General features: G+C 47.7%; 20 protein-coding genes and 1 riboswitch. Of the genes, 12 read left to right on the forward strand and 8 right to left on the reverse strand.

The genetic code is table 11. The features are described 5' to 3' along the window. Positions 1-230: 230 nt before the first annotated feature. Positions 231-1259, reverse strand: a complete 1029-nt coding sequence (locus GX019_09550; GenBank protein HHT37403.1) for a hypothetical protein — start codon at positions 1257-1259, stop codon at positions 231-233. A gap of 331 nt (positions 1260-1590) precedes the next feature. Between GX019_09550 and GX019_09555 the strand changes: the two genes are divergently transcribed. From GX019_09555 to galE, 8 genes are all read left to right on the forward strand, one after another. Further along, on the forward strand, positions 1591-2070 hold the full coding sequence (locus GX019_09555) for a hypothetical protein (protein HHT37404.1): 480 nt from the start codon (positions 1591-1593) through the stop codon (positions 2068-2070). 141 nt (positions 2071-2211) lie between these two features. Next, positions 2212-4551: a glycoside hydrolase family 95 protein gene (locus GX019_09560; protein ID HHT37405.1), complete on the forward strand. Its 2340-nt coding sequence runs from the start codon at positions 2212-2214 to the stop codon at positions 4549-4551. A 12-nt stretch (positions 4552-4563) separates the two neighbouring features. Beyond that, positions 4564-5868, forward strand: coding sequence for an alpha-glucosidase/alpha-galactosidase (locus GX019_09565; GenBank protein HHT37406.1), 1305 nt, complete (start codon positions 4564-4566; stop codon positions 5866-5868). Between the two features lie 99 nt (positions 5869-5967). After that, complete coding sequence (locus GX019_09570; protein ID HHT37407.1) at positions 5968-7299, forward strand: extracellular solute-binding protein; 1332 nt, start codon at positions 5968-5970, stop codon at positions 7297-7299. Between the two features lie 115 nt (positions 7300-7414). Continuing rightward, positions 7415-9922 (forward strand): glycoside hydrolase family 2, encoded by a 2508-nt coding sequence (locus tag GX019_09575; protein HHT37408.1) that lies wholly within the window; start codon positions 7415-7417, stop codon positions 9920-9922. Positions 9923-10048: 126 nt separating this feature from the next. Beyond that, positions 10049-11908, forward strand: coding sequence for a polysaccharide biosynthesis protein (locus GX019_09580; protein HHT37409.1), 1860 nt, complete (start codon positions 10049-10051; stop codon positions 11906-11908). A 146-nt stretch (positions 11909-12054) separates the two neighbouring features. Beyond that, complete coding sequence (locus GX019_09585; protein HHT37410.1) at positions 12055-12822, forward strand: hypothetical protein; 768 nt, start codon at positions 12055-12057, stop codon at positions 12820-12822. A 103-nt stretch (positions 12823-12925) separates the two neighbouring features. Then, positions 12926-13951, forward strand: a complete 1026-nt coding sequence (gene galE / locus GX019_09590) for a UDP-glucose 4-epimerase GalE (GenBank protein HHT37411.1) — start codon at positions 12926-12928, stop codon at positions 13949-13951. A 30-nt stretch (positions 13952-13981) separates the two neighbouring features. Here galE and GX019_09595 read toward each other — a convergent pair whose 3' ends face one another. After that, positions 13982-14224 (reverse strand): DUF1540 domain-containing protein, encoded by a 243-nt coding sequence (locus GX019_09595; GenBank protein ID HHT37412.1) that lies wholly within the window; start codon positions 14222-14224, stop codon positions 13982-13984. Positions 14225-14596: 372 nt separating this feature from the next. Beyond that, positions 14597-14681, reverse strand: a riboswitch (cyclic di-GMP riboswitch). A gap of 132 nt (positions 14682-14813) precedes the next feature. Here GX019_09595 and GX019_09600 point away from each other — a divergent pair. The 3 genes from GX019_09600 (at position 14814) to GX019_09610 (ending at position 16602) form a co-directional block, all read left to right on the forward strand. Next, positions 14814-15056 carry a DUF5069 domain-containing protein gene (locus tag GX019_09600; GenBank protein HHT37413.1) on the forward strand — a complete coding sequence of 81 codons (243 nt, stop codon included), beginning with the start codon at positions 14814-14816 and terminating at the stop codon, positions 15054-15056. Between the two features lie 13 nt (positions 15057-15069). Beyond that, a complete protein-coding gene (locus GX019_09605; protein HHT37414.1) occupies positions 15070-16281 on the forward strand; it encodes a Gfo/Idh/MocA family oxidoreductase in 1212 nt (403 codons plus the stop codon). A gap of 75 nt (positions 16282-16356) precedes the next feature. Then, positions 16357-16602: a hypothetical protein gene (locus GX019_09610; protein ID HHT37415.1), complete on the forward strand. Its 246-nt coding sequence runs from the start codon at positions 16357-16359 to the stop codon at positions 16600-16602. Between the two features lie 69 nt (positions 16603-16671). Here GX019_09610 and GX019_09615 read toward each other — a convergent pair whose 3' ends face one another. The 5 genes from GX019_09615 to GX019_09635 are packed head-to-tail and all read right to left on the reverse strand — an operon-like array spanning position 16672 to position 23713. Continuing rightward, positions 16672-17922 carry a glucuronate isomerase gene (locus tag GX019_09615; GenBank protein ID HHT37416.1) on the reverse strand — a complete coding sequence of 417 codons (1251 nt, stop codon included), beginning with the start codon at positions 17920-17922 and terminating at the stop codon, positions 16672-16674. 13 nt (positions 17923-17935) lie between these two features. Beyond that, the gene (locus GX019_09620; protein HHT37417.1) at positions 17936-19471 is read right to left on the reverse strand and encodes a hypothetical protein; all 1536 of its coding nucleotides are present in this window, start codon (positions 19469-19471) and stop codon (positions 17936-17938) included. A gap of 26 nt (positions 19472-19497) precedes the next feature. Continuing rightward, a complete protein-coding gene (locus GX019_09625) occupies positions 19498-20997 on the reverse strand; it encodes an altronate dehydratase (protein ID HHT37418.1) in 1500 nt (499 codons plus the stop codon). Then, positions 20981-22489, reverse strand: coding sequence for a tagaturonate reductase (locus GX019_09630; protein HHT37419.1), 1509 nt, complete (start codon positions 22487-22489; stop codon positions 20981-20983). Before GX019_09630 ends, GX019_09625 begins: the two co-directional genes overlap by 17 nt. Positions 22490-22507: 18 nt before the next feature. Next, positions 22508-23713 carry an ROK family transcriptional regulator gene (locus GX019_09635; GenBank protein HHT37420.1) on the reverse strand — a complete coding sequence of 402 codons (1206 nt, stop codon included), beginning with the start codon at positions 23711-23713 and terminating at the stop codon, positions 22508-22510. A gap of 198 nt (positions 23714-23911) precedes the next feature. Between GX019_09635 and GX019_09640 the strand changes: the two genes are divergently transcribed. Continuing rightward, entirely contained in the window at positions 23912-24982 is a 1071-nt protein-coding gene (locus GX019_09640; GenBank protein ID HHT37421.1) for a hypothetical protein, read from the forward strand. 44 nt (positions 24983-25026) lie between these two features. Here GX019_09640 and GX019_09645 read toward each other — a convergent pair whose 3' ends face one another. After that, the gene (locus GX019_09645) at positions 25027-25278 is read right to left on the reverse strand and encodes a hypothetical protein (protein ID HHT37422.1); all 252 of its coding nucleotides are present in this window, start codon (positions 25276-25278) and stop codon (positions 25027-25029) included. Positions 25279-25370: the final 92 nt, after the last annotated feature.

Consider the following 25370-nt stretch of genomic DNA (forward strand, 5'->3'; position numbering starts at 1 on the left):
CGGAGATTGGGTTGTAAGATAGTAACTTATTCCTGAAGCAATTTGTTCACCAGTAACATAAGTTGTGAATGAAGGATAGTCATGTAGTAGGGTACGAGGGAGGTATCTGAATGGGCAAGAGACGCTTCTGCTGGGACGATGAAGTTTGGTTCATCCTCCTGCTGTTACTGGTGATTGTTCTTGTGATAGCTATTCTGCTTTAAGCAACTAACGAGAGGAAGGCGCCTCGTCTAGAGGCGTCTTTTTTTACTGCCTAAAAAACTAGCGTACTCCAAGGGAGTGGTCTGCACTTTTTGGAGCAGGTCTGGGTTATCTAACTCCCCATATAGCAGCTTATCCGGTTTCCCGTTAACCTCAATAATCCATGGCTTGCAGCTTTGATCCAGCCCAATATCCACACTGATTTCTCCTAAATGTCCTAACGCTTTTTCTAATTTCTCCGCTGCAGTGATACTGAGATCTTCTACACAGGCCAAAATCTTGTTGGTAGGATAATCATATTCAGAAAGCAGCTGACTGGTTAGTAAGATTTTTTCATAAATGTTGGTTATATAGTGGTTTTTCTCCGCAACGCGGCTGGTGATGGCTGTAACCTCCCAGTCTCCGCACCGGTTCTTCTGGACTAGGGCTCGGATATCAAAGGAGGCTCCATCGGCTTTAGCTAAATCGATGTATTCTTGAATGATCATGGTGTAAGGAATCATCAAAATATGAAGCAGCTTCATCATGGCTTCAGAATATGGGAGCAGAATCGGCAGCGGCAGCTCATGCTCGATTTTCAGCTGATTGGCTGGCTTAACAGTAAGCCGCCAGATTCCGGCGCCTTGGCGTCCAATGCGTGGTTTTAGTACCACCTGCTGGTGATCAGCAAGCGCTTCATGGAGACCTGCCATGTCATATTCATAAGTTCGAGGTAGATATGGTTCCAGTTCGGTTTCAACCAGTTCTTTGTAGATGATCCATTTATCCAGTTGAGTGATTTGATTAAAAACCTGCACCGGCGGCCTAAGCGACATTAACTGCTTGATGGTCTCGCTGTCATGGGGATAAAGGCGGTTGTAAATAACAAGTGGGATCGGCATGGATTTATAATGCAGTCCATACTTAGTCCGATACAAGCCGCGGATGGTTCGCCGCCGCCAGTTAATATCTTCGGGATTAAAATAGATTAAATTAAAATCATGTTTGATTTTAAGACCAGCGTAAGCTTCTCCCGAGTTCCTGTTTACTAAAATTCCGATGACCTGCTTTCTCTGCATCAGCAAAACCACCTTTCAGGAGGATAAAAATAGGCTTTTGCTCTTAGTTCGAACTGCGGACGTGGCGAATATCTTAAGAGCGAAGAGGCTTTGAACCCCCTTCAGTTTTGACTGGGAGGTGAACGATGTGACTGATGAACAAAAAACTTTCTTGATTTTCGTAGCGCTGGTTATCGTGTTTGCGTTGGCGATCATTTTGTTTGCCTAGAATCGTCTTTCCTCCGGTGGGGTAGTGGGTAATTCCCACTGCCCCTTTAAAATAGGAACTGACTACTGCGACATCTTTGCCGATTCAGCAATATAATGGTGTAGGTTTAAGGAGGTGTATTCCTTGGGTCGCAAACTTGATTTTTTAAACATGGATACTCTTTTGGCTGTACTTCCTGCGGTAATGACTGTACTGCCCCAGCTTAAAGACAACAGCGGCAGAGGCAGCAGCAGGAGCTCACGGCGGGGCAACCGCTCAGCAGAGCGGGCTAATAAAGTTAAGAGCGCGGAGCCACAAAAGAATCTTGATGCAATTATGCAGCTGCTTCCGACTTTAGCAACCGTACTTCCGGCACTGAAGGCTACAGCCAGCGGTTCGGATGACGCTGATATGGAGAGAGTAATCGATAATCTGCAGAATGTCCTGTCCGAATCCAAACTCAGCTCGGGGGAAGTCTCAGCAAAATTGACTGAGATTCTGCCTGATGTGCTAAAGGTACTGTCTCAGCTGAGCAAATTGAATCTCGGACCTCAGAAAGCAGAGTTGGATCAGGTAAGTGAACTTCTTGCAGAAATGGCAGGTCCAGATCAGCAGTCCGAATAAAGGAAAGGGCGATCAATCCGGTCGCCTTTTTTATTTGCCTTGGCTCAGGAGGTTTTAAGATCGCAATGCAGAAAAACTAACTCTGAATAGTATGTAAAGGTGGGTTAGAGATTGTCGCAAAACAACAAGAATAAACTAGTGATGAGATATCCAACTTCATGGTGGTCAAACCCCTGGCGCGAAGCTCTGCCGAGCGGAAATGGGAAGATTGGAGCTGCCGTTTATGGCGGAATTCACAGAGAAACAGTGTTAATCAATCACAACCAACTGTGGCATGGCGGCAAGAAGGATCTCCTGCCAGATGTCAGCGGTACCCTCCATACAGTGCGCAGTTTAATGGAGCAAAAGCGGTATCACGAGGCGAATTGGGTATTAGCTGATGCTTTAAAAGAACATGGCTATGACACTAGAATGGCCAAACCCCTTCCTTTAGGCAACCTGCTGCTGAATACCGAGATTAGAACCGGTTTTACTAATTACCGCCGCGTTTTAGATATGGAAACGGGTGAGGTAACCGTTTCCTGGCAGGAAGAGGACAAGCAGTTCAACCGCAAGCTCTTTGTTTCTCGGGCTGATGACTTAATTGTGTGCCGCATTCAAGGAAGCGCTCTCAACAGTACCCTGACGCTGACATTGCATCAGCAGGATAGCGCTGATAAAAGGCAACTTGAAGAATCCATGCTGCAGTACGCAGATGGTCATTACTTATACTATGCGGCAAAGCATCCCGATGAGACTGATTTCGGAGCTGTCGCCCGGATAATTACTAAGGACGGAGAGATTGAAGCGGAACAGGGAAGGCTGATTATCTCAGGTGCGTCGGAGGTATTAATTCTGGTCAAAGTATTTGTCTATGAGCAGCATCAGGATGCGTGGCAGCGGCTGAGCAGTGAGTTAGCTGCTGAAAACCGCACCTATGATGAGCTCTTAGCTGCCCACTGTGAACTTCACACTCCCCTATTTAATTCAGTTAAACTGAGTTTAGCGGACTCAGGGGATAAAACGAACGAAGAGCTGCTGTTGGACGCTTATGATGGTGAACTGGCACCTGAGCTTGCGGAAAAGATGTGGGCATATGGGCGCTATCTTTTTATTTCGTCCACTGATGAGTCAAGCTATCCCATGCATATGTATGGGCTGTGGGTGGGATCATACCGGGCTGTTTGGAGCCATTTCATGGCCAATGAAAACATCCAGATGATTTACTGGCACGCCTTAAGCGGTGGATTAGCCCATCTGGTGCCGCCTATGTTTGCCTATTACGAGGGCTTGATGGATGATTTTCGCGAAAACGCAAGGAAACTCTTTGGCTGCCGCGGTATCTTTATTCCAGCAGGCACCACACCTTTAACCGGCTTGCCCAGTCAAGTAGTTCCGGTGATCTTGAATTGGACTGGAGCAGCAGGCTGGCTGTCGCAGCATTTTTATCAGTACTGGCTTTACACTGGGGATGATGATTTCTTAAAGAACAAGGTTCTGCCCTTTATGCGGGAAGCAGCTCTGTTTTACGAGGATTTCCTGGTAGAGGGTGTAGATGGTTATCTGCAGCTTTACCCATCGGTTTCGCCGGAGAATACGCCGAGTAACTATGTTACTCCCGAAGCAAGAACCCTAGGACACCCGATGCCTTCCACCATCAACGCGGCGATGGAGTTCGCAATTGTGAAGGAACTGCTTGCTAATCTGATTGAAGGCAGCAAGTATGCCGGTATGTACGGGGAAGAGCGAGGTAAGTGGGAAGAACTGCTCAGTAAAATCCCTCCCTACCAGATTAATGAGGACGGTGCGGTTAAAGAGTGGATGCATCCGGACTTTGATGATAATTACAACCACCGCCATTTATCGCATCTTTATCCGCTGTTCCCGGGTCAGGAAGTGACTCCGGAAAAGGACCCGGATCTATACGATGCTTTTGTGGAAGCGCTTAAACAACGTCTGGTAGTGGGTATTAGTGCCCAAACGGGCTGGTCTTTAGCTCATATGGCAAATCTCTATGCCCGGCTGGGAGACGGCGAGAATGCCCTGACCTGCCTTGAGCTTTTGTCCCGCTCCTGTTTGATTAATAATTTTTACACCCTCCATAACGACTGGCGCAATATGGGAATTACTCTCCAGATGCCATCAGCACCGATCCAGCTTGATGCTAATCTGGGCTGGACTTCAGCGGTGCAGGAAATGCTCTTGTATGTTTCACCGGAACTGATCCGCGTGCTGCCAGCCTGTCCCACTAAGTGGCAGCGGGGCAGGGTGGAAGACTTCCGGTTCTGCACTGGACAGATCTCTTTCAGCTGGGATCGCCCAAACTTAAGCTTTACCGCAGAGATAACTGCTGAGCGGGAAACTGATGTAACAATCAGGCTTCCCGACGGATTTGGGGAATACAAGATAGCCTGCACTGACGGGACTGTTGAAAGGTTGGAGAACAGCAGCTATTGGCAGCTGCGCCTGCCTGCTGGCGCTGTTGTTACTATCAAAGCATAAGAAAGGGGAAGTATGATGGCGAAGATAGCATTTTTAGGCGCTGGGAGCACGGTGTTTGCCAAGAACATACTTGGTGACTGCCTGCTTACTCCTGCGCTCAGAGATTCCGAGTTTGCCCTGTTTGATATTGATTTGCAGCGGCTGAAGGATTCGGAGCAGATGCTGAACGCGATTAATAACAACACAGGCAACCACGGAAAAGTTGTCGCGTATACCGATCGCAAAGCTGCGCTAAAAGACGCCGATTATGTTATCAACGCGGTGCAGATCGGCGGCTACGAGCCCTGCACAGTGATTGACTTTGAAGTTCCCAAAAAATATGGGTTAAGGCAGACAATCGGAGATACCTTGGGTATTGGTGGAATTTTCCGCGCTTTAAGGACTCTGCCGGTGATGTTTGATTTTGCCCGGGATATTGAAGAAGTCTGTCCCGATGCTTGGTTCTTAAACTATACAAATCCGATGGCGATCTTGACTGGTGCTCTGCAGCGCTATACCGGAGTAAAGACCATCGGACTCTGCCACAGCGTCCAGATCTGCGCTCCCCACCTGTTGAAGCACTTGGAAATGCCCACTGATAACATTCAGTGGAAGATAGCAGGCATTAACCATATGGCGTGGCTGTTAGAGATAACCCGCAATGGTGAGGATCTTTATCCGGAGATTAAACGGCGGGCGGCCATCAAACAGCAGGAAGGCAAGCATTACGATATGGTCCGCTTTGAGATGATGCGACGCTTCGGTTACTATGTAACCGAGTCTAGTGAGCATAACGCCGAATACCTGCCCTATTTCATCAAGTCTAAGTATCCGGAGCTGATTGACGAGTTCAATATTCCGTTAGATGAATACCCCCGCCGCTGCGAGGCCCAGATTGCCGGGTGGGAGAAAATGCGGGAGCATCTGGTGAACAATGACAAGCTGACTCATACTAGAACGAATGAGTACGGCTCGTATATCATGGAAGCGATGGAAACCAATCAACCCTTTAAAATCGGCGGCAATGTGATCAATAACGGCTTGATTCCTAATCTGCCCGCTGAGGCCTGCGTAGAGGTGCCCTGCCTGGTTGATGCAAGCGGTATTGCCCCGTGCTATGTAGGACCGCTGCCGCCGCAGCTGGCTGCTCTAAACTTAACAAATATTAACGTCCATCTCTTAACGATTGAAGCTGCAATTACCGGGAAAAAAGAGCACATCTATCACGCAGCGATGCTTGATCCCCACACGGGAAGCGAGCTTACTCTCGATGAAATTGTAAACCTGTGCGACGATTTAATCGAAGCCCACGGCGACTGGCTGCCAAAGTTTAAGTGAGTCTATGCCCATTATTAACCTCTAAAATTTATATCCAGCAGGAAAAACACAACATATATTTAATTAATTTAACAATAAAAGTAATTTGGAGGTATGATAATGGGCAAAAAACGGATGTTGTTTCTTAGTGCAGTTATAGTTTTAGTGTTGGCTGTAGGCGTGCAGGCATTTGACCTAACTGAGTTCGGTTTTAAACCAGCTGGAAGCTATGATTTTGGCGGTGAAACCGTAACCATCATCTCCTGGACCAGTGAGCGGATGGAGACTCTTTACTTCCAAGGCTATCTGCCGGTTTTGGATCGGGTAGCAGAGGCGGAAGAACTTTTTAACTGCAAAATTGAATTTATGCAGACCCGGGAGATTCCTGAGGTTAACTTCAACCGCCTGTTATCCGGTGAATCAGTTAACGATTTATGGCATGTTCAAAACAAAATTGGTTATTGGGAATTAGTTTCAGCCAATGCCCTTTATCCAGTGCATGACCTGCTGGGCGATGAATACTATGAAATGCTGCCGCCCAGTCTGATGGCGGTAGAAGAAGCGTTTAAATACCAAGGCAAATACTGGGGTCTTGGTCCGGTCGAGTGGAGACCCATTTACGGCTATCAAAATGATATGAAGTTTGTTGCTTACAACAAAACATTGATCGAACGTGAAGGTCTGCCGGACCCCTACGAACTCTATCTTGCCGGTGAGTGGACGTGGGATGCAGCCACTGATCTCGCTGTAAGAGCAACTCAGGACACTGACGGCGATGGTGAAATTGATGTATGGGGTATTGTTGGGGCTGGAGCTACTGACTTGGCTGTAGCGAACGGAGCCACAATGACTGCTGTTGATGAAACAGGCCGCGTAGTTTTTGTGGCCGATGATCCTAAATACATTGAAGCTTTGGAGCAGACTACCCTGTGGTGGACTGAACTTGGTGTGCAGATGCCGACCTACAGCTCCGGAGACTTGGGTAGTGCATTTAGGAACGGTAGAGCAGCAATGAACTTTGGCATTTCTGCGTTTAACCTGCCTGAGCTCTTGGAAAACATGACTGATGAGTGGGGGCTCGTTCCATTTCCAATGGGTCCAAGCACAGATCGCCATCACTGGACAGTGCAGGCTTTGAATACCACTGTTATTCCGGCCAACGCTGCTGATCCGGAAGCTCTGGCTGCTCTCCGCGCGTTCTTGTGGCGCGAAGAAGACATCAGTATCAATGATTTCTTGGCTGCCCATGTCAACAGCCAAGAAGCTGCTGATGTACTCTTGACTGCGAATCGTGAGTGGGAAGGCCAAGCTTCACGCCTGTTCGAGACTTTCCTTGGCGATTTTACTACATATGAAAGAGAAGTTCAGCAGGGACAGCGGAGCGCAACTGCTGCCATGGCTGAAATCAAGCCGATTATTCAGGCTAATCTCGATGATCTGTTCAGCCAATAAAACAGCTTAATACTGATGGGGACTGCAGCTAATGCTGCGGTCCTTTTTTGGTTCCCGGGAAAAGCAGTTGCTAGATTCTAGTTTTTTGTATATAGTCAATGTGAGAGGTGATATAATGGCGAAAGTATCAAAACTAGATCAAGTTGTTGAAGTAAATCCTGCGCTGTATCGCCCCCTCGCATTTTTTGGCATCAATATCGAACAAGACGATGACAATATTATCGAGTGGGTGAGATGGTGTAAAAGGCAGGGATTCGGCGGTTTCAACATCATCGTTGGCTCTGACTGTGAAGGCCGGGCCCATGATGCTTGGATTGAGAAACTGCTCCATGCCTATGAAGTTGCCTTAAGAACTGCCAAAGAAGAAGGATTAGAAGTCTGGATCTTTGACGACTGGGGTTATCCCAGCGGCACAGCCGGCGGCTTAGTCTGCACTAATCCTGATTACCGCATTAAGCGGCTGGATATCGTTTATGACTGCATGGTTGAACCCGGCTCCAGTGTTACAGTCACGGTGCCGGAACGCTTTGTGGCGGCCGGAGTGCTTTCAGGTCGGGATTATCAGCCGCTGAAGCTGACGCCGGGTGAAGAGTTTACATACACTGCTGAAGAACGCTCAGCCCGCTTGGTAATCGTAGGCTGGAATTATGATCCGCATCAAGCTAAGTCAAACTGCAAGTCCTATCCGGGCGATCCGGCTATGTCCTGCATTGACATGCTCAACCCCATGGCGACACGGAGATTCATTGAGGTAATGCATGAGCGGTATTTCCAGCGGCTTGAACCGTACATGGGCGATGTGGTTAAAGGCTTTTTCTATGATGAACCGTTCGTTCAGCACCAGCATCCCTGGACTGAAAAGCTTCCGGAAGTCTTTAAGGCTAAAAAGGGCTATGATCTTCTGGAAATCCTGCCTGAACTGCTGGTAAAAATGTCCCATCCGCGGGGCCATATCGTGAAATATATCGATGATTTCTTTGATGTTTGGACCGATATGGTTGCAGAAAACTACTATGGCGAGCTGAGCAGATGGTGCGAGCAGCATGGTCTGGAGCTGTCGGGTCATCTGGATTTAGACCACCATTACAATACCATGTTCTCCATCAGCGGCCATTTATACAAGAATCTGCGCCACAATCACCGACCAGCGGTGGACGTGATTTGGGCTCAGATTGCACCGGGAGAATACAGTGATTTCCCCAGATTTGCTGGTTCGGTAAAACACCTGTGGGGCAGAGAAAGAGCAACCACTGAAACCTTTGCTGGCATGGGTCTGGGCTTAAGCGGCGATTTGATGCGCTTTATTACCGACCATGAAGTGGTGCGGGGAATCAATGATTTCCATCTCATGTATTCGTCCAATAAACCGCCAGCTCACGAAAAGAGTCCCCAGATGCCCAATCATATGCTGCAGGAGCCTTTTGGCCGTTTGATTTATGAACGGATGGCAGCTGCTACAGCGGTAGGCAGCCTCGGAGAAGCAGCGATTACAACTGCTTTATACATCCCGGCCTTTGATATCAATCGGGCACAGCAGGCGCTCAAAAATGTGGGCATTACCAATGCGGAACGCCTGCCGTGGCAGTGGGTAGCTGATATAGCGCAGCACCTTACCTATATGCCTGTAGATTTCTGCTATTTATGGCAGGAAGCTCTGTTTGAGCTGGATATTGATTCCGGTGGACTCAGGACCAAGGGCGGCCAGATTATCGATACCATTATCATTCCGCCGGGAACAACCATGGATGAAAGCGTGGTTGAAAAGCTGATCCAGTTTGCAGAAAACGGCGGCAAGCTGATCACAGTCTTTAAACCGGCTTGGCCGTTAATGAATCACGCGGTAATGTGCAACCAGGTCAAAGATCTGACAGAACTGCTGGATCGAGAGATCGAGGTCGACACTCGGGGTACCATTTCCTTGGCAACCCGTAAGCTGGAGGATTATACGCTGTACCTGCTGCTCAATGAGGATGACAGGGGTACAGATGCTTTGATCCGCTTTAAAGAGGGGGCTGTTTATGAAGTCAGTCTGCCTGATTTCTGCCTCAGTCCGGTGGCGGTTAGCGGCAGCCAAGTCGAGTTAGAGTTTGCACCGATGCAGCTGCGGGTCTTCCTGCTTGATCACAGCTGCAAGCTGGCATTAGCGGACGTTCCTCAAGTTGATGCAGCTCAAGCGGTGATACCAGTCAATTGGGAGATCGCACTTCCTGATGGGACCAGCCGCTCACTTTCCGGAGATGAGTTCCCATGCTGGGCAGAGCTGGGTTTCCCGGGCTACTCCGGTGACTTAGTCTACACAGCTGAGTTTGAATGGAGCAGCAGCGCAGAGAAAGCTGTGATTTCCGCCCCAGAGCTGTACAGCCACGCGGAATTCTTTATTGATGATCAGCTGGTAGGTAAAATGGCATATCGGCCGTATGAAATAGAAATCAGCGGGCTGACCCCCGGCAAACATGAGCTCAAAGTCAAAGTGTACAACACAGAAGCAAACTTGTACTGCGGTACACTAGAAATTGAAAAAGAGCGCTATCACGGTAGATTTGCTCACTTAGCTCATTATGACCGCAGGCGGTTAACATCCGGTCTGCTGCGACCAGTAGAGATTGTTCCTGTCTTGAAATAGTGAAAAATCCCCCCAAGTTTCGAATCCGGTGTGATTTTTAGAGGATAATTTTGGTTCTATGACGAATTATAACAACCGGGGTCGAGTAATGGGGGGATTGTTTTGTGTGCTAATCGAAAAAGGTGGATGGTTGTAGCGGATGCAATTCTCATAAATGCGGCTGCGCTGCTTACTTTGACGCTGCCTCTGAATGGGGATTTAGAGGTCAGCCCTGCGTCGCTTGTTTTTGTTATTGCCAGAATTGTGGCGATCAGGCTGCTGTGCCACTGGTATTTCGGGCTTTACAATCGAGTTTGGGAGTATGCCAGCATTAATGAACTGATCAGCATCATAAAAGCGGTGACTGTTGGTTCTCTGATCAGTCTCTTATTTATGGTAAATTTTCTGCCAGCTCCCTACAGTGCCTATAGTTTTGAATTGATTAATTGGTTTATCAGCGTGGTTTTAATTGGCGGATTCAGGCTGTTTTTGCGGATCAGACAGCAGGGCTACCATCTGTTAAAGACTCCGGCGAAAGGCAGGCGGGTGCTGATTGTTGGAGCAGGAGATGCGGGAGCACTGGTTGCCAAGGAGTTCAAAAATCATTATCAGGATTCAGTTAATGTGATTGGATTTATTGATGACGACCCAAACAAGTTAAATCTAAAATTGTTGGATCACAATATTCTCGGTGCCCGCAGAGATATTCCGAAAGTTGTAGCCGAGCATCAGATCGAAGAGATAGTCATCGCGATGCCTTCGGTACCCGGTAAGACTATTCGTGAAATTGTGCAGATCTGTCAGTCGACCGATGCCGATGTTAAGATTCTTCCAGGCGTTTTTGATATTATTGACGGCAATGTCACGATCAATCAGATTCGCGATGTGGAGGTTGAGGATCTGCTCGGTCGGGAGCCGGTGCAGGTTGATTTGGACAGCATGTCGGGTTACATCCGCGGTCAAGTCGTGCTGGTAACCGGCGCAGGAGGTTCGATCGGATCTGAACTGTGCCGACAATTGGTTCATTTTGACCCCGAGAAACTGCTGATGCTGGACGTTAATGAAAATGGTATTTATGAGATTCTGCTGGATTTAAGAGAACAAACGCGAGTAGAATTGGTGCCGCTGATCAAAAATGTGCAGGACTTTTACGCAATACATAGGGTATTTCAAGAGTATAAACCGGATGTTATTTTCCATGCCGCAGCCCATAAACATGTACCTTTGATGGAAGATAACCCGGAAGAAGCAATTAAGAACAACTGCATGGGTACGTACAATGTGGCCCAGGCTGCCAACATTCATAATGCAAAGCGTTTTGTGCTGGTATCTACTGACAAGGCGGTAAATCCTACCAGTGTAATGGGTGCGTCTAAACGCATTGCTGAGATACTGATTCAGTATCTGAATTCCGTCAGCAATACTCATTTTGTCGGTGTGCGCTTTGGAAACGTTCTGGGCAGTAAGGGCAGTGTAGTGCCCCTATTTAAGAAACAGATCGCTGCCGGCGGACCTGTTACAGTAACCCATGAAGAGATGGTTCGCTACTTTATGACTATTCCCGAGGCTGTTCAGCTGATTATTCAAGCGGGTGCATTTGCCTCTGATGGTGAAATCTTTGTCTTGGATATGGGTGAGCCAGTGAAGATTATGGACCTAGCCAAGACTTTGATCCGCTTATCCGGATTTGAAGTTGATGATATCGGCATTGTGATCACAGGAATGCGGCCTGGGGAAAAGTTATATGAAGAGCTGCTGACAACCGAGGAAGTGCGTAGTAATCCTACCAAGCATGAGCGGATCTTCATCGCTCCTCCCACTCCGGTCGAGCAGGAAGTTATTACGGGCATCATTCAAGAGTTTATGATGGGAAGCTTCCCGGCAGGACCGGTAGAAACTGAAGCATGGATTCAGCGGATTCTTCCTGACTTTCAGCTGGTAAGGCATGCTCCGGTTGTACCCGAGCTGGAACCGGCAGATACCGAAGCGGCCAGCACCACGGAATAGCAGGCTGGCAGTACAAGTGAATGGCAACGACAGGTTGAGCGGCCTGGACTGATGGCGCAAACCTGTCGTTTTTATTACAGCAGGATTAACCGCGGCTGTGCTGAAAATATTAAGATGGAGACCACATTCACAAGGAGGGTTTCACAGTGGAGTTAACACAGCAGTATTGGCTATCGGTTGCGGCAGGAAAGCGTTTAATTGCCAAAGCAGTGCTAGAACTGCCTGAGTTTAGGGAAGCACTCGCTGAAAGAACAGTTGTTATTACTGCCGGCACCACTAATGGCTACATAGCTGAAGCAGTGCTGGAGCTGCTGGGCCAAAAGGACAAGTTTGATATCAAGCGTTTCTTCCGTGGTATTACGCTGCCTCCTGATTACGAAACTTATATGGAGGCAGAAGGGGAAGAGTTTTTAGGTGATGTAGTCATAAAAGCAGGTAGGTGGGAACAGGGACTGACCCTGCGGGATATTGTCGACAGTCTTAATCCCGGTGATCTTATCATTAAAGGTGCCAATGCCGTGAATCTGCAGGACCAGGAAGCTGCAGTTATGGTTGGGGATACCAAAGCGGGTACTACGGGGGTGGCAATGCAGGCAGTAATTGGCCGCAGAGTTGAGCTGATTATTCCGGTTGGTTTAGAAAAACGCGTGTTCAGTTCGATTGGAACCATAGCCGCAAAGGTAAATGCAGGCAATGCTTCCGGACCGCGGCTGTTTCCGGTGCGGGGCAGAATCATAACTGAACTGGAAGCGGTTAAAATCTTAACTGGAGCAGATGCGGATCTGATCGCTGCCGGCGGAGTATCGGGAGCGGAAGGCAGTTACCGGCTAGCGGTAACAGGAACCGAAGAACAGCTCAGAATTGTTGATGAAATGATGACTGGGATCGTCAATGAACCGCAGTTGTTTGTTTAACCAGCAGTTTAGTAAAATCCGTTTTAATTTTCTGTAAAATGGTAGATAATTAATGCTGGAAGGATTATCATATATATGTGACGATCTTTATGGAGGGATTAGGATGGCAATACTGGTAACAGGCGGAGCAGGCTACATTGGGAGCCACACCTGCGTAGAGCTTTTGAATGCAGGGTATGACATTGTGGTTGTGGATAATTTATCCAACAGCAAACCGGAAGCGATCAAGAGAATTCGCGCCCTCACCGGCAGAGATTTTCGCTTTTATCCGGTTGATATTCTGGATAAGCCTGCTTTATCTGCAGTTTTTATGGATAACCGCATCAACGCAGTTATTCATTTTGCAGGACTCAAAGCAGTAGGCGAGTCAGTAGAAATTCCGTTACACTACTATCACAACAATGTAACCGGAACTTTGGTTTTGTGCGAAGTGATGCAGGAATATGGCGTAAAGAAAATGGTATTCAGCTCTTCTGCCACCGTATACGGTATGCCGGAACGGGTGCCGATTTCCGAGGATTTTCCCTTAGCGCCTACTAATCCTTATGGAAGAACTAAACTCATGATCGAGCAGATTCTTCAGGATCTGCAGCAGGCTGATCCGCAGTGGAGCATTGCGCTGCTGCGCTATTTCAATCCGATTGGTGCTCATGCCAGCGGCCGCATCGGTGAAGATCCGAATGGTATTCCCAACAACTTAATGCCTTATATTACCCAAGTGGCAGTTGGTAAGTTGCCGCAGCTGCGGGTCTTTGGCGATGATTATCCAACCAAAGACGGAACTGGGGTCAGGGATTATATCCATGTTGTGGATCTTTCGATCGGTCATTTAAGAGCGCTGGAAAAAATAGACAAGGCCAGCGGTGTTTACATCTATAATCTCGGCACCGGCAGAGGATACAGCGTGCTGGAGGTAGTAGAAGCGTTCGCCAAAGCTTCAGGGAAAGATATTCCCTATGTGATTACCGAGCGGCGGGCCGGTGACGTTGCTGAGTGCTACGCCGATCCGACCAAGGCAAAACAAGAACTTGGTTGGGAGGCAGAGCGGGATATCCTGCAGATGTGTGAGGATTCTTGGCGCTGGCAGGTTAATAACCCCAACGGGTATGAGGACGAATCAGATCTATAAGAGTTTAATGAGGAGCGGAAGCTCCTCATTTCAATTTTTGGTTATATTATCCACTTCAACGGCATCCGAACCTTTTGCGACAAAAGTTTTACAGCAGGTATCCATACAGGTTTGGGCACTCGCTGTTGGAACTTCCATATGCTGCGAAGCATCCATTGTATCCGGGGCTTCTGCTGCCCAGGCATCGGCTGTGACTAGAATCTCGGATGCATGACAGACATTTCCCTGTGCCCAATAGTGGCAGTTATCTACACTGCAGTAGACATGAGGCAAAGCTGGCACCTCCTTTACTGTGATCCATAACTAGTATCCGTCAAATTATAAAAAAAACTCATGGTATGAGTTCTTTAACCATGAGTTGATCAAACGGCAGCTCTAATGTGGGCGTTAGAGCTGCCGCTCACGAAATGTTATGCTGCTTTCCCCCGCCCAAAACGTCTGCGCCTTTTATTACCAATCTTGATGTATAACTGTTTAGATTCCACTTCTCTAAAAAACCGGATTCTAAATAACTTCAGCGGAGTCCAAATTTCTTTAAAAACCAAGTAAGGCACTTAATCCCCCCTATTTTGCATAACATTTAGTTCAGTTACGTACCATAATAATGAGATGTAATATTAAATTAAAAAACGAAAAAACCGACCAGCATAGCTTGGTCGGTTGCACTACTAACTCGAGACAGTTTCCAGTGCCCACTCCTGAAACTGTCCGTCATCGTTTCCAGCTATTAATTAGATTCCAGACAATTCCTGGAAATCCTTCTAATTATAATAATAAATTCTCATACTTGTCATTGTTTTTCACCTAAAACTTTGATAACCTTTAATTAGAATGAATTTAACCAGAATGCGGAGGTGTCACAATGAGTTTCGAACCGAGAGATGGCAGCATTGTTCTGGGAGGAATTCCTTGGCTGGCCAGAATGATTGATAAAGCCAGGGCAAAAGCAGATGGAACGATCGAGGATTACATTTATCCCTGTCCGAAAGATCAGGATTTGTTGAAAAAATTGAGCCTAACTGCGGAGGAGTTTTCGGCCATTGTTGCCGAAAGTAATAGTGATGAGGAAATTGTGGAAAAGGTAAAAGCAAACTATCGCGGATAAGGGAGTGGGCTGGGTGAAACAAGTTGCGGTTGTGCTGGTGGGAATCGGAGGATACGGCAGCGGTTATGTCGACCAGCTGTTACAAGCCGGGCGGGATGACGTGGTTATTGCCGGAGTTGTCGATCCTTATCCTAATAATTATGAGGGGATTGCGAGGCTGCGCGAGCTGCAGATTCCGATTTACAATACACTTAATGAGTTTTATGCCGAGCATAAAGCCGATCTGGCTGTGATTTCATCACCGATCCATTTCCACTGCGAGCAGACCACGACAGCTCTTGCTAACGGCAGTCATGTGCTGTGTGAGAAGCCGGTCAGCGCTGTGGTTCAGGAAGCGCTGAAGATGAAAGAAGCCCAGGAGCATGCTGATAAGCTGGTAGGGATTGGTTATCAGTGGTCATTCAGCGAACCAATCCTGAGCTTAAAGCAGGACATTTTAGCTGGAAAGCTTGGTCATCCGGAGCTTTTGAAAACCTTAGTTTTATGGCCGCGGAACCTAACCTACTATTCCCGCGGTTGGGCAGGGAGGATGAAAGCGCCTGACGGCAGCTGGGTCTTAGACAGTGTCGCCAATAACGCCACCGCTCATTTCCTCCACAACATGTTCTTTATTCTCGGTGATCGGATTGATCATAGCGCATCTCTAAAGCAGGTTGAGGCTGAGCTGTATCGAGCCAATCGAATCGAAAACTTTGATACCTGCGCTGTGAGAGCGGTTACAACTGGTGGAACTGAAATTTTGTTTTATGCCAGTCACGCGGTGAAAACCAGCATCGGGCCAATCTTCGAATACCGCTTCAGTGATGCAGTAGTTCGCTACAATGAAGGCTCATCAGAACCTAATATCACGGTTAAATACAACGATGGCACTTGGAAATCTTACGGCAACCCTAAACTGAATCCCCGGCGGAAGCTGTGGATGATGGTTGATGCGGTGAGGGGAGAAGGGATCGTCCCCTGCGGCATTGACGCGTCTTTAACCCAGACCATCTGCATTAATGGAGCCCAGGAATGCATGCCTGAGATTAAGACACTTCCCGAAGAGATTGTGATCCATGATCCCAAATCGGACACAATCTATGTGGATCACCTGGAGGAGTTATTCGTCCATCTATATCAGGGTGAGATTCTGCCCCATCAGGATAATGTAGATTGGGCTGCAGCTGGGAAGGTGGTCAATTTGGAGAACTACCGCTATTATCCTTCACTAGGACTGGATTCCTAATTTTGTATCCCACAAAATTCACAGTCATATAGTGTTAGTGCATGAGATGCTAACCTGAGACGAAGGAGTGATTTTGTGGGCTTAAACAGTCGATGCATCTGTCCTGATGTGCTGGAGCAGTTTATTAATGATTGGTTCTTTATCTACACCGAAAACGATACAGAGGCATTTTATGATGTGCAGTGGCAGTTAGTTGATGTTGGAGTCAACTATATTGTCGTCAGGCGGTTTGTAGTAGATATCGGCGGTACCCAAACCGCGATTCTCTTCTGCAGTCAAATTGTCGGTTTAGTCGAGGCACATCCGGGACCAATGCCGTAAACAAGGTAATAAGAAAGCTGTGGCAGGACTAGCAAAGTCCTAACCACAGCTTTAGTTTTTTGGTTTAGATTAATTGTTTTCCCGTTCAATAAAGCGCCAGAAGTTTGCTCCGAAGAGGTCTTCTACATCGCGCTTGATTTCTGCTTCTGTGACTGCCCAACCTGCATCCATAATATCGCTGTATTTGTCGATTAATACTTCTGCGATTAATTTGCGGGAGTGGTTCCATTTGTAAATCAGCTGGTCAAGGACGCGAGCGTCGGAATGCTGCGGGATAAAGGAAAGTCCCAGAGTTTCCATTCTGACGCGGGTCATTTCGTCAATGACGCTTGGGTTGTTCAAGAACCACCAGCAGCCGAAAATCATCAAGTTGCGGAACTTGCGAGCGGTAATTGCCAGCTCATGCTGATTCTCTCTGGAAAGGAGAGTAACCATGAATTTGTTTTCCGGATATGTGCGGCAGAGATACTCGACGGTAGCAATATCTGCTTTGCCGACGGAGTCTCCTGCTAATCCCAGCTGGTAATTAACGAGTTTCTTCACACCAATCATCATTGCGAACGGAATGTTCTGCTCGCGGCAGACCGGAATAATGCACTGCTCTACAATTCTGGAGCGGAGTGAATCTTCCGGAACTGTGTAGCTCGGTGGTAATGATACTGCCAGATACAGCGCATCCATTTTCTTAATCCAGTCGGTTAAGAATCTCTTGATCTCGTCAATTGATTTTTGATCTAAATCGAGGGACACGTCATAGCCCCAATCCTGCAGTTTCTTGTAGGATGTTGGGTACTCGTTCAGCAGCGGGTCAATTCTTAAAGCTGCTTTAAAGCGGCTGTCGCTGTTGCCTTCGGTATCCCAGAACGGTTTTTCCAGAGGATCAAACGGGTCGTTAGTCATTACTACGTTTTTAACACCAGCAACTTCGAATACTTTGTCAACATATTCTTGGGTGCTCATTTTTTCAAAGTATGCGCGGAAACTTGCCAGATCCCGGGATTGAACATCCAGGCCAAGTTCATTAAGTACGGTCAGCACACCGCGCTGCGCTTCACTGACAGGCGAGTGATCCAGAAAAAGAGTCTGCCAGATCAGGTCAGCCTGCTCCCGCTTGGACAGGGCAAAAAAGTCTGCGTAGCTCATGTTGCTGTAGCGGAAGTATTCTGCGATCAGGTAGTGGTAGGTGAGCAGCTCGTCAACACCCCAGAGCAGCAGATCACCAAAGTGACCCGGATAAATATGGGTGTGGATATCAGTAATCTGGACATTATTTACTTCTCTTACAACTACATCGCGTAAAACATTTTTATCAGTAATCATTTGCAAAGCCTCCTTACTTTTCTTTTACATTTAACAGGTCTAAGTGCTTGCCGATATGGGTTCTCAAGCGTTCAGAATACAAATCACTGTTAGTAATCAGGTCGCGATAAAACCGGTCTTTGAACAAATAGCTGCCGTCTGCGTTTTTAGCCTGGAGCAGGATGCCGTAGGTAATATGGATTGCTTGGCGGGCGGCGTCCTGATTCATTAAGTCCGGAAGTTCCTCGTCGCTCAAATCATCCAGACTGGGAATAGCTGCTGGATCAAAGGTAACGTGATAGTACTTCTTAGCTTCATCCAGATTATTGAGCGCATATTGGTGCATTTCGCGGTAGAGTCCCGGATTAACCATGGCAATCACTCGAACAGCTTCTAACCAGTTAGTACCGGCTGTTTTAACGTGGAAGCGGCCTTTGGTGTATTTGCCGACAATACCGAAGACCATGAATTTATCGCTGCCGGAGTGAACGCTGACCTTGTAGCCGAAGTGATCAGCTATTTCGGCATGAATCTTAAACTCTGCTTCAAACTGCTTTGGATCGCCAATGTAATCAATGCCTTTTTGGAATTCGCCGACAAATCTTGGGGCGACGCTGTTGAATTTAACACCGCGTGCGATCAGTTCATTTGCAACAAAGAAATGGTCCTGAGGAGTTGTGGGCGTTGCTACTTCGTCGATACTCATCTCAAAGTCAATTTCGCGATTAGTGGGCACAACGATATTCTTGTAGACATCTTCAGCAAAATCAAGGGCATGAACGTAAACTAAAACCATTCTGCGGAAACTGTCAGCTGCAAACTTAACTGTACTGCCGCTCTTAAGAGTAAACTTTTGGTTTAGATAGGTCTTTTCAAAATGCGCTCGCAGGTTCGAGTCAAGTTTTTCGTATTCGGCATCAACCTCGGCGTCGCTGAATGAGCTGACTTTATCATTGATATGCTCGCTGCAGTCCAGGGTAATCATGCTGAAACCAAGATCGAGAGCCATCTGCACATCGCTGGGCTTTTTCAAGTGATCGCCATCGGCGCCGTAGCCCTTGGTGTATCCTTCTTGAAATACCGCCCATGCTGCTGCATCCAGCACTTCCGTATAATTGCGGCCGGTAAGATCCAGCTCTCTGATGGACTGCTGGGCCAGGATAGGCATTACATCGCGACTGCGCACCGCAGCAATATGTCCCGGAGATGCCAACCCTAGTCTGTCTCCCAGTCCGATTGAAGCAATTTCAGTTCCAACCGCCCGGGGAACCAGCCAGTCAAAAATGGCCTGAAGAGCCTTGCGGTTATCGGTAGTCAAAGGGCATACTTTCACCTGATATCCATTGACTTGGTCTTCTGTTCCGGTAAACTTGTCAGCGGATTTTTCGCCTACAACTACCAGCTTTCTTTCCAAGCCCTCCTGCACCATAAAAAAGACTTCGCCATCGACCAGCTGTACAGACCGCTTATAAACAGACGCATCTGCGCTCGTTGTCAGCTGAGTGTAGAGTGCCGCAGTATCGTTCCCGGATTGAGGGAATCCAGACCGCCAGCTGCTGCTTGCTGTCATACTTCAACTCCTCCTTGAATTTTATTTTATAGTGTAACACCATCTTTCCAGATGGCAATTTCACGAAAACCCATCTGTTCAGCTTTTGTCTTTGCGCCATTTGCGGTAGCAATTACGGTGTCGAACAGCTGATCTGCCGCTTCTTCCATCCTGACTCCTTCAGTGAGAATTCCGGCGTTGAAATCGATCCAATGCTGTTTCTTATTATATAGTTGGGTATTGGTAGCAATTTTAATCACAGGCACGCAGGTGCCAAGAGGAGTGCCTCTGCCTGTGGTAAACAGGATAATCTGGCATCCCGCTGCCGCCAGTGCTGTTACAGCTACAATATCATTGCCTGGGCTGCAGAGCAGGTTAAGACCCGGTTTCGAGGCTGCTTCGCCGTAGTTGTGAACGGCTACAACTTGACCTCTACCGCCTTTTTCAGTACAACCTAATGATTTGTCCTCCAAGGTTGTAATTCCTCCTTCCCGGTTACCCGGTGAAGGGTTTTCATAGACCGGTTGGTTGTGACTGATAAAGTACTCCTTAAAATCATTGATCAGCTTTACAACATCTTCAAAGACATTTTCGTCCACAGCGCGGTTCATGAGCAGATGTTCAGCTCCGAACATCTCCGGAACTTCAGTTAAAACACTGGTGCCTCCGGCCGCAACTGTGTAGTCTGAGATCCAGCCTACTAGAGGATTCGCAGTAACACCAGATAAGCCGTCGGAACCGCCGCATTTTAAGCCGACTTTGAGATAGGTTAAAGGCAGTTCCTGTCTTTGAGCAGCGCTGGCCTGTTTAGCCAAGTCCAGGACAATTTCTGTACCTGCGTCAATCTCATCCTCAACTTCTTGGGTAACCAGGAATTTGATCCGGTTGGGATCGTAGTCGCCCAGGGCATCCTTCATCTGATTAACTTGATTATTTTCGCAGCCAAGACCCAGGATTAAGACTCCGGCTGCGTTCGGATGCTTGGCTAGGCCGCATAAGATTTTCTGGGTATTGAGATGGTCATCTCCCAGCTGCGAGCAGCCGAAGGGATGGGGGAAGGCGTAGACCCCATCAACATTTTGTCCCCAAGGTTCTGCGGCGATTACAGCATTTGCCTGCTTAGCAATGATTTCAGCCGTTTGATTGGTGCATCCCACAGTTGGAATAATCCAGATTTCATTGCGGACCCCGGCTTGGCCATCGCTGCGGAGGTAGCCCATAAAGCTGCCTGCTTTTGGCTTCGGCAGCTCTACAGGGGCTTCCGGGTTATACTGGTATTCCAAAGTGCTGTTAAGATTGGTTTTGCAGTTATGGGTGTGAACATGCTCACCGGGAGAAATTGCCTCAGTCGCATGGCCAATACTGGAGCCGTATTTAATGATGTCGGCTCCAGCTTCGATGTCAGTGATCGCAAATTTGTGGGCTTGCGGGATATCGGCTTTGAGTATAATTTTTACATCGTCAATCACCAGCTCAGTGCCGGCACTGAGCTGGGTGAGGGCTACAGCTACGTTATCACTGGGATTGATTTTAATATGTCTGAACATAGTCCACGCTCCTGCTTGATTTTTCCAGTGCAGCTTCAATAGTTTTGACTACACCCACTGTATTCATAGATTCGAGATAGGATGCGATTTGACCTACCAACTCATGATATTTAGTCAGATCATCGCCCCAAAAATCGGTTTGAGACAGGACCTGCTCAGCAACAGCTGTGTAGTTGTCGCCCGCCGAGCGCCACAATTCGTCAAAGAATTCCAGAGCTGCCCGGTCATCGCGGACGGTGTATTCCCGCTCAAAGTTAGCGCAGGCGAGTCCGTCAGCAGTTAATTCATTGCTGCGGTAGAAATTGATCAATCCAGCAAAAGCTAAGCTTAACAGCGGAGGAACCTGCTCTTTTTCGAGATAGGGCAGCAGAGAAGGCAGAACTCTGGCCTTAAACTTCGAGACTGCGTTTAAAGAAATATCGAGCCAGCGGTGCTGGATAAATGGATTTTTAAAGCGCTGGATAACTTCTGCCGCAAACTCGCTCAACTCATCTTGACCCATTGCAACGGTAGGAATGATTTCCGAGAAAACAACTGATTTAATAAACTCGCCCACAATTTTGTCTTCAGTCGCTTCCCTGACATGGTCAAACCCGGCTAAATAGGAGAGGGCATAGCTTGAGGTGTGAGCTCCATTAAGAATCCGCACTTTTTGAGTCCGGTACGGAGTCAGATCCTCGACCCATTTAACATTCAAACCAGCTTCGTGGAGCGGGAATCTGGCGCTGGTGCCGTTAGGAGCTTCAATAACCCAGAGATGGAAAATCTCAGCGGTGGTTAAAAGCTGATCGTCATATTCTAATTCAGCGCAGATCTCAGCAACTTCCTCCACGCCTGGGTAGCCGGTCACGATTCTGTCAACTAAGGTGTTGCAGAAGACGTTGGCAGTTTTAATCCAGTCAATAAACTCAGCCTCCAGCTTCCAGTCTTCCGCGAGCTTGATTACAATTTCTTGGAGGTTTCCGCCATTGTTTTCAATCAGTTCGCAGGGAAGGATCAGCATACCCTTGTCTTGAGCACCAGCAAAGGTTTTGTAGCGGTGATAGAGGTAAGCGCAGACCTTGCCCGGGAAAGAGCTGGGCGGGGTTTGTTCCAAACTATCTGTGGGAACATAAGTAATGCCCGCTTCGGTAGTGTTAGAAACCAAGATATCGATATCTGGATCGGCAGCGCAGGCCAACACTTGCTCCCACTCACTGACAGCATTTAAAGCCCGGCTGATTGAGGAAACAAGATTACGTTTAACAACCGGTTTTCCGTTTTGGAGTCCTCTGGTAACAACTGTAAACAAACCATCCTGCTCGTTGATTTTATCAGCCAGCCCTTGGGCAATTGGCTGCACAACAACCACGCTGCCTTGGAATATGCCTGCCTGGTTGGCGTGGTCGATCATCCAATCAACGAATGCTCTTAAAAAGTTCCCTTCACCAAATTGAATAACGCGCTCAGGATAGCGGTTAGAATTGAAATTAGTGCGGTTTAATTTCTTCATGCTAGATTTCCTTTCTAATTAACTTATTGGTTTAAACATATCTTCCAAAATTAAAGTTACTGCTCCGATTGCTGGAGAATACTCACCAAGCTCAACGCCGCGAATTTCCAGCCTTTGGGCAGGGATTTCCATAGCTCTGGTCTGAACCGTTTCAGTTAGAGTAGGGAGAATGAAGTCCAGCGCCGGTGCCAGGTCTCCTCCAATCAGAATCTTGGTTGGATTGAGGACATTGGTGAGGCTGGCGAGGGCAATTCCTAAATAGCGCCCAGTTTCCTGCAGCAGCCGGATCGCTAAAGGATCGTTTTGAGCTGCAGCTGTAAAAATATGCTGGGGCTGTACTGCGTCAGCTGCTCCCGCTAACTCGAGGATTTTACTGTCCTGCCCGGATTTTAACGCCCGTGCGGCGTTTCTCACCAAGGCATTGACCGATGCCAATGCTTCCAAGCAGCCATAGTTCCCACAATCACATAGTGGACCGTCGATGGTCACGGTCGTGTGACCAATCTCTCCGGCTGTAAAATCAACACCCCTAAAGATCTGGCCGTTGAGAATGATACCGGATCCGATTCCATAGCCTACTTTTAAAGCAATAAAGTTAGTGGAATTGCGGCCTGCCCCAAACCACCACTCGCCCAAGGCCATGGCTCTGGCGTTGTTTTCCAGCCGCACCGGCATGTTAAAGCGTTTTTCCAGGAGTTCACCAAGGGGAAGATCTTTCCAGCCGAAAGCCGGGGGAAAGAGCGCGATGCCTTTTGCACTGTCCACTAAGCCGTGCATGGCAACACCGATCCCGATAATCTCTTGATCGGAACCGGCGGCCTGATCAAGCAGCCAGTCCACAGCTCTAATGATTGCACCCAGCACATCCTCTTTACTGTGTGATGGTAAAGGCAGGTGGATATTGTAAATGATGTCTCCAACCAGGTTAGAAACAATTCCGATGACTAAGTTTGTTTCTACGTTTATCCCGATAATGAAAGCTGCGTCTGGAACTAAATCCACTAGGATTGGCTTGCGTCCGCCATGGGAATCTGCGTATCCGGTTTCCCGGACGAAACCCTCTTCGATTAAATCTGCGATGATGCGGGTAACAGTGGAAGGATTAAGCTTTGTAGTTTTGGCGATTTCAGCGCGGCTGATTTCTCCATGCTGCCGAATAGTGTCAAGGATAAGCCGGCGGTTCAGCTCTTTCATGTAGAGCAGATCGGCTTTTATGCGGCCCATAGGTTCACCCACTTATTTTCATTGTGCAATTAAGTTTGGTTCTTTCATCAAAAACAACTGATGAATTCACCTAAATTTTGCAACCTTTTTATTAACTTAATTGTTAGTAGCAATTAAATCATAGCACTTTGTCAATCAAGAGTCAACGCAGTTTTTGTAAAAAGTGGCGGGAAATCTCGAGCTGCATATATTAGAACGGTGATCAAATTGAAAAACAAACCTCTAATCGGTATCATAACTATTTCTTTAGGCTGGGTGGAAGACAGCTATCACATCTATTTTGAGCTGGAAGAAGAATTAACCGAGCTTGGAGTTGAGCTGGTGGTTTTTACACCCTATGGGATTGATTGGATGCGAGACAAGATCCGCGGTTTAGTGTTTAAGGATGGAGAGTGGGAGAGAGGGGAAACGCGGCTTCCGGATGCGGTTTACAACCGTCTCTACGGCACAAATCCCAAGACAATCGCGAGATTGGTTAAGGAGCTCGGCACAAATCATGTCTATAACCATGAAAACCGCCTCGATAAGAGTGTGGTAGCCAATCTGCTCGCCCGCTCTAAACTGAAGGAATACCTGCCGGCCACTTATGGATACAGCTGGGATAACCTTAAAATGCTTCTCGATAACCAGAGTCGGGTTGTTCTCAAACCGGTTTATGGGCACTACGGCCTCGATATCTTTCTGATTGAGCAGGGGGAAAATGGCTGGGAGGTCTTTGTCGAAACACTTCGCAGTCCTAGATTCCGTTTTGACCGACTCCAGGGCTTACGAGCTTGGACAGAGGAACTGAATTCCCAGACTAAGAGCGGATATTTGGTACAGCGGTGGATCGAACCCCTTAAGTATAATGGACGCTATTTTGACCTGCGGCTGCTGCTGCAGCGGGGAGGTCGGGGAGCTTGGGAAACAACAGCGGTAATGAGCCGCATTACCCGCTTAAACTATTTTGTCAGTAATTTTGTTTACAAGACTGTAGACGGGGAAGAACTTCTGCGGCAGGTTGGATTGCCGACTTTACCCCGGAAGCTGGGTTCAATCGCCTATCAGGCGGCTGAGCTTCTAGAACGAAGGTTAGGCCACTTTGCGGAACTAAGCGTGGATTTCCTGGTAGATAACAAGAACCAGCCTTGGATTATTGAAATCAACGGCAAACCCCGCCGCGATTTATTTGAAGACTACGCCGACGAAGAGCTGCTGAAAAAAATTTATCTCCGTCCGATTGTCTACGGACGCTATCTGGCTGCAAAAAAGCTGAAAGGGCAGCGCTAAAACTGCCCTCCCAGCTTTTTGCTTATGATACTGCCTGCAGCGATTTAGGCGAGGTTTTCATTAGCAGTGCCTGGTGCACCGACAATAGCAACAATTTTTCTGCAGTCGATGGTAATGCGGCGATCGTCTTCATCGGCTACTACAATACAATCACAGCCCACCTGAAGCACTTCAAAAATTTGGGTACCGTCCAATCCTAAGTCAAAATCATCTTCGATGCTCTCTACAAAGATTCTGGCATTCCTGCCTTGATAAAAATCATATTGATCACAGCAGCTGCAGCGCTGAATACCCATGGTTTTCCCTCCTTTGGATTTGAAACCAGATCAAATAGTTTCTACTCGGTTACAATATATGGAGAAGAAGATAGATTTGCTGTAGTGCCCGG

It is taken from the genome of Bacillota bacterium (assembly GCA_012837335.1).
Classification (GTDB): Bacteria; Bacillota; Limnochordia; order Darwinibacteriales; family DTU012; genus DTU012.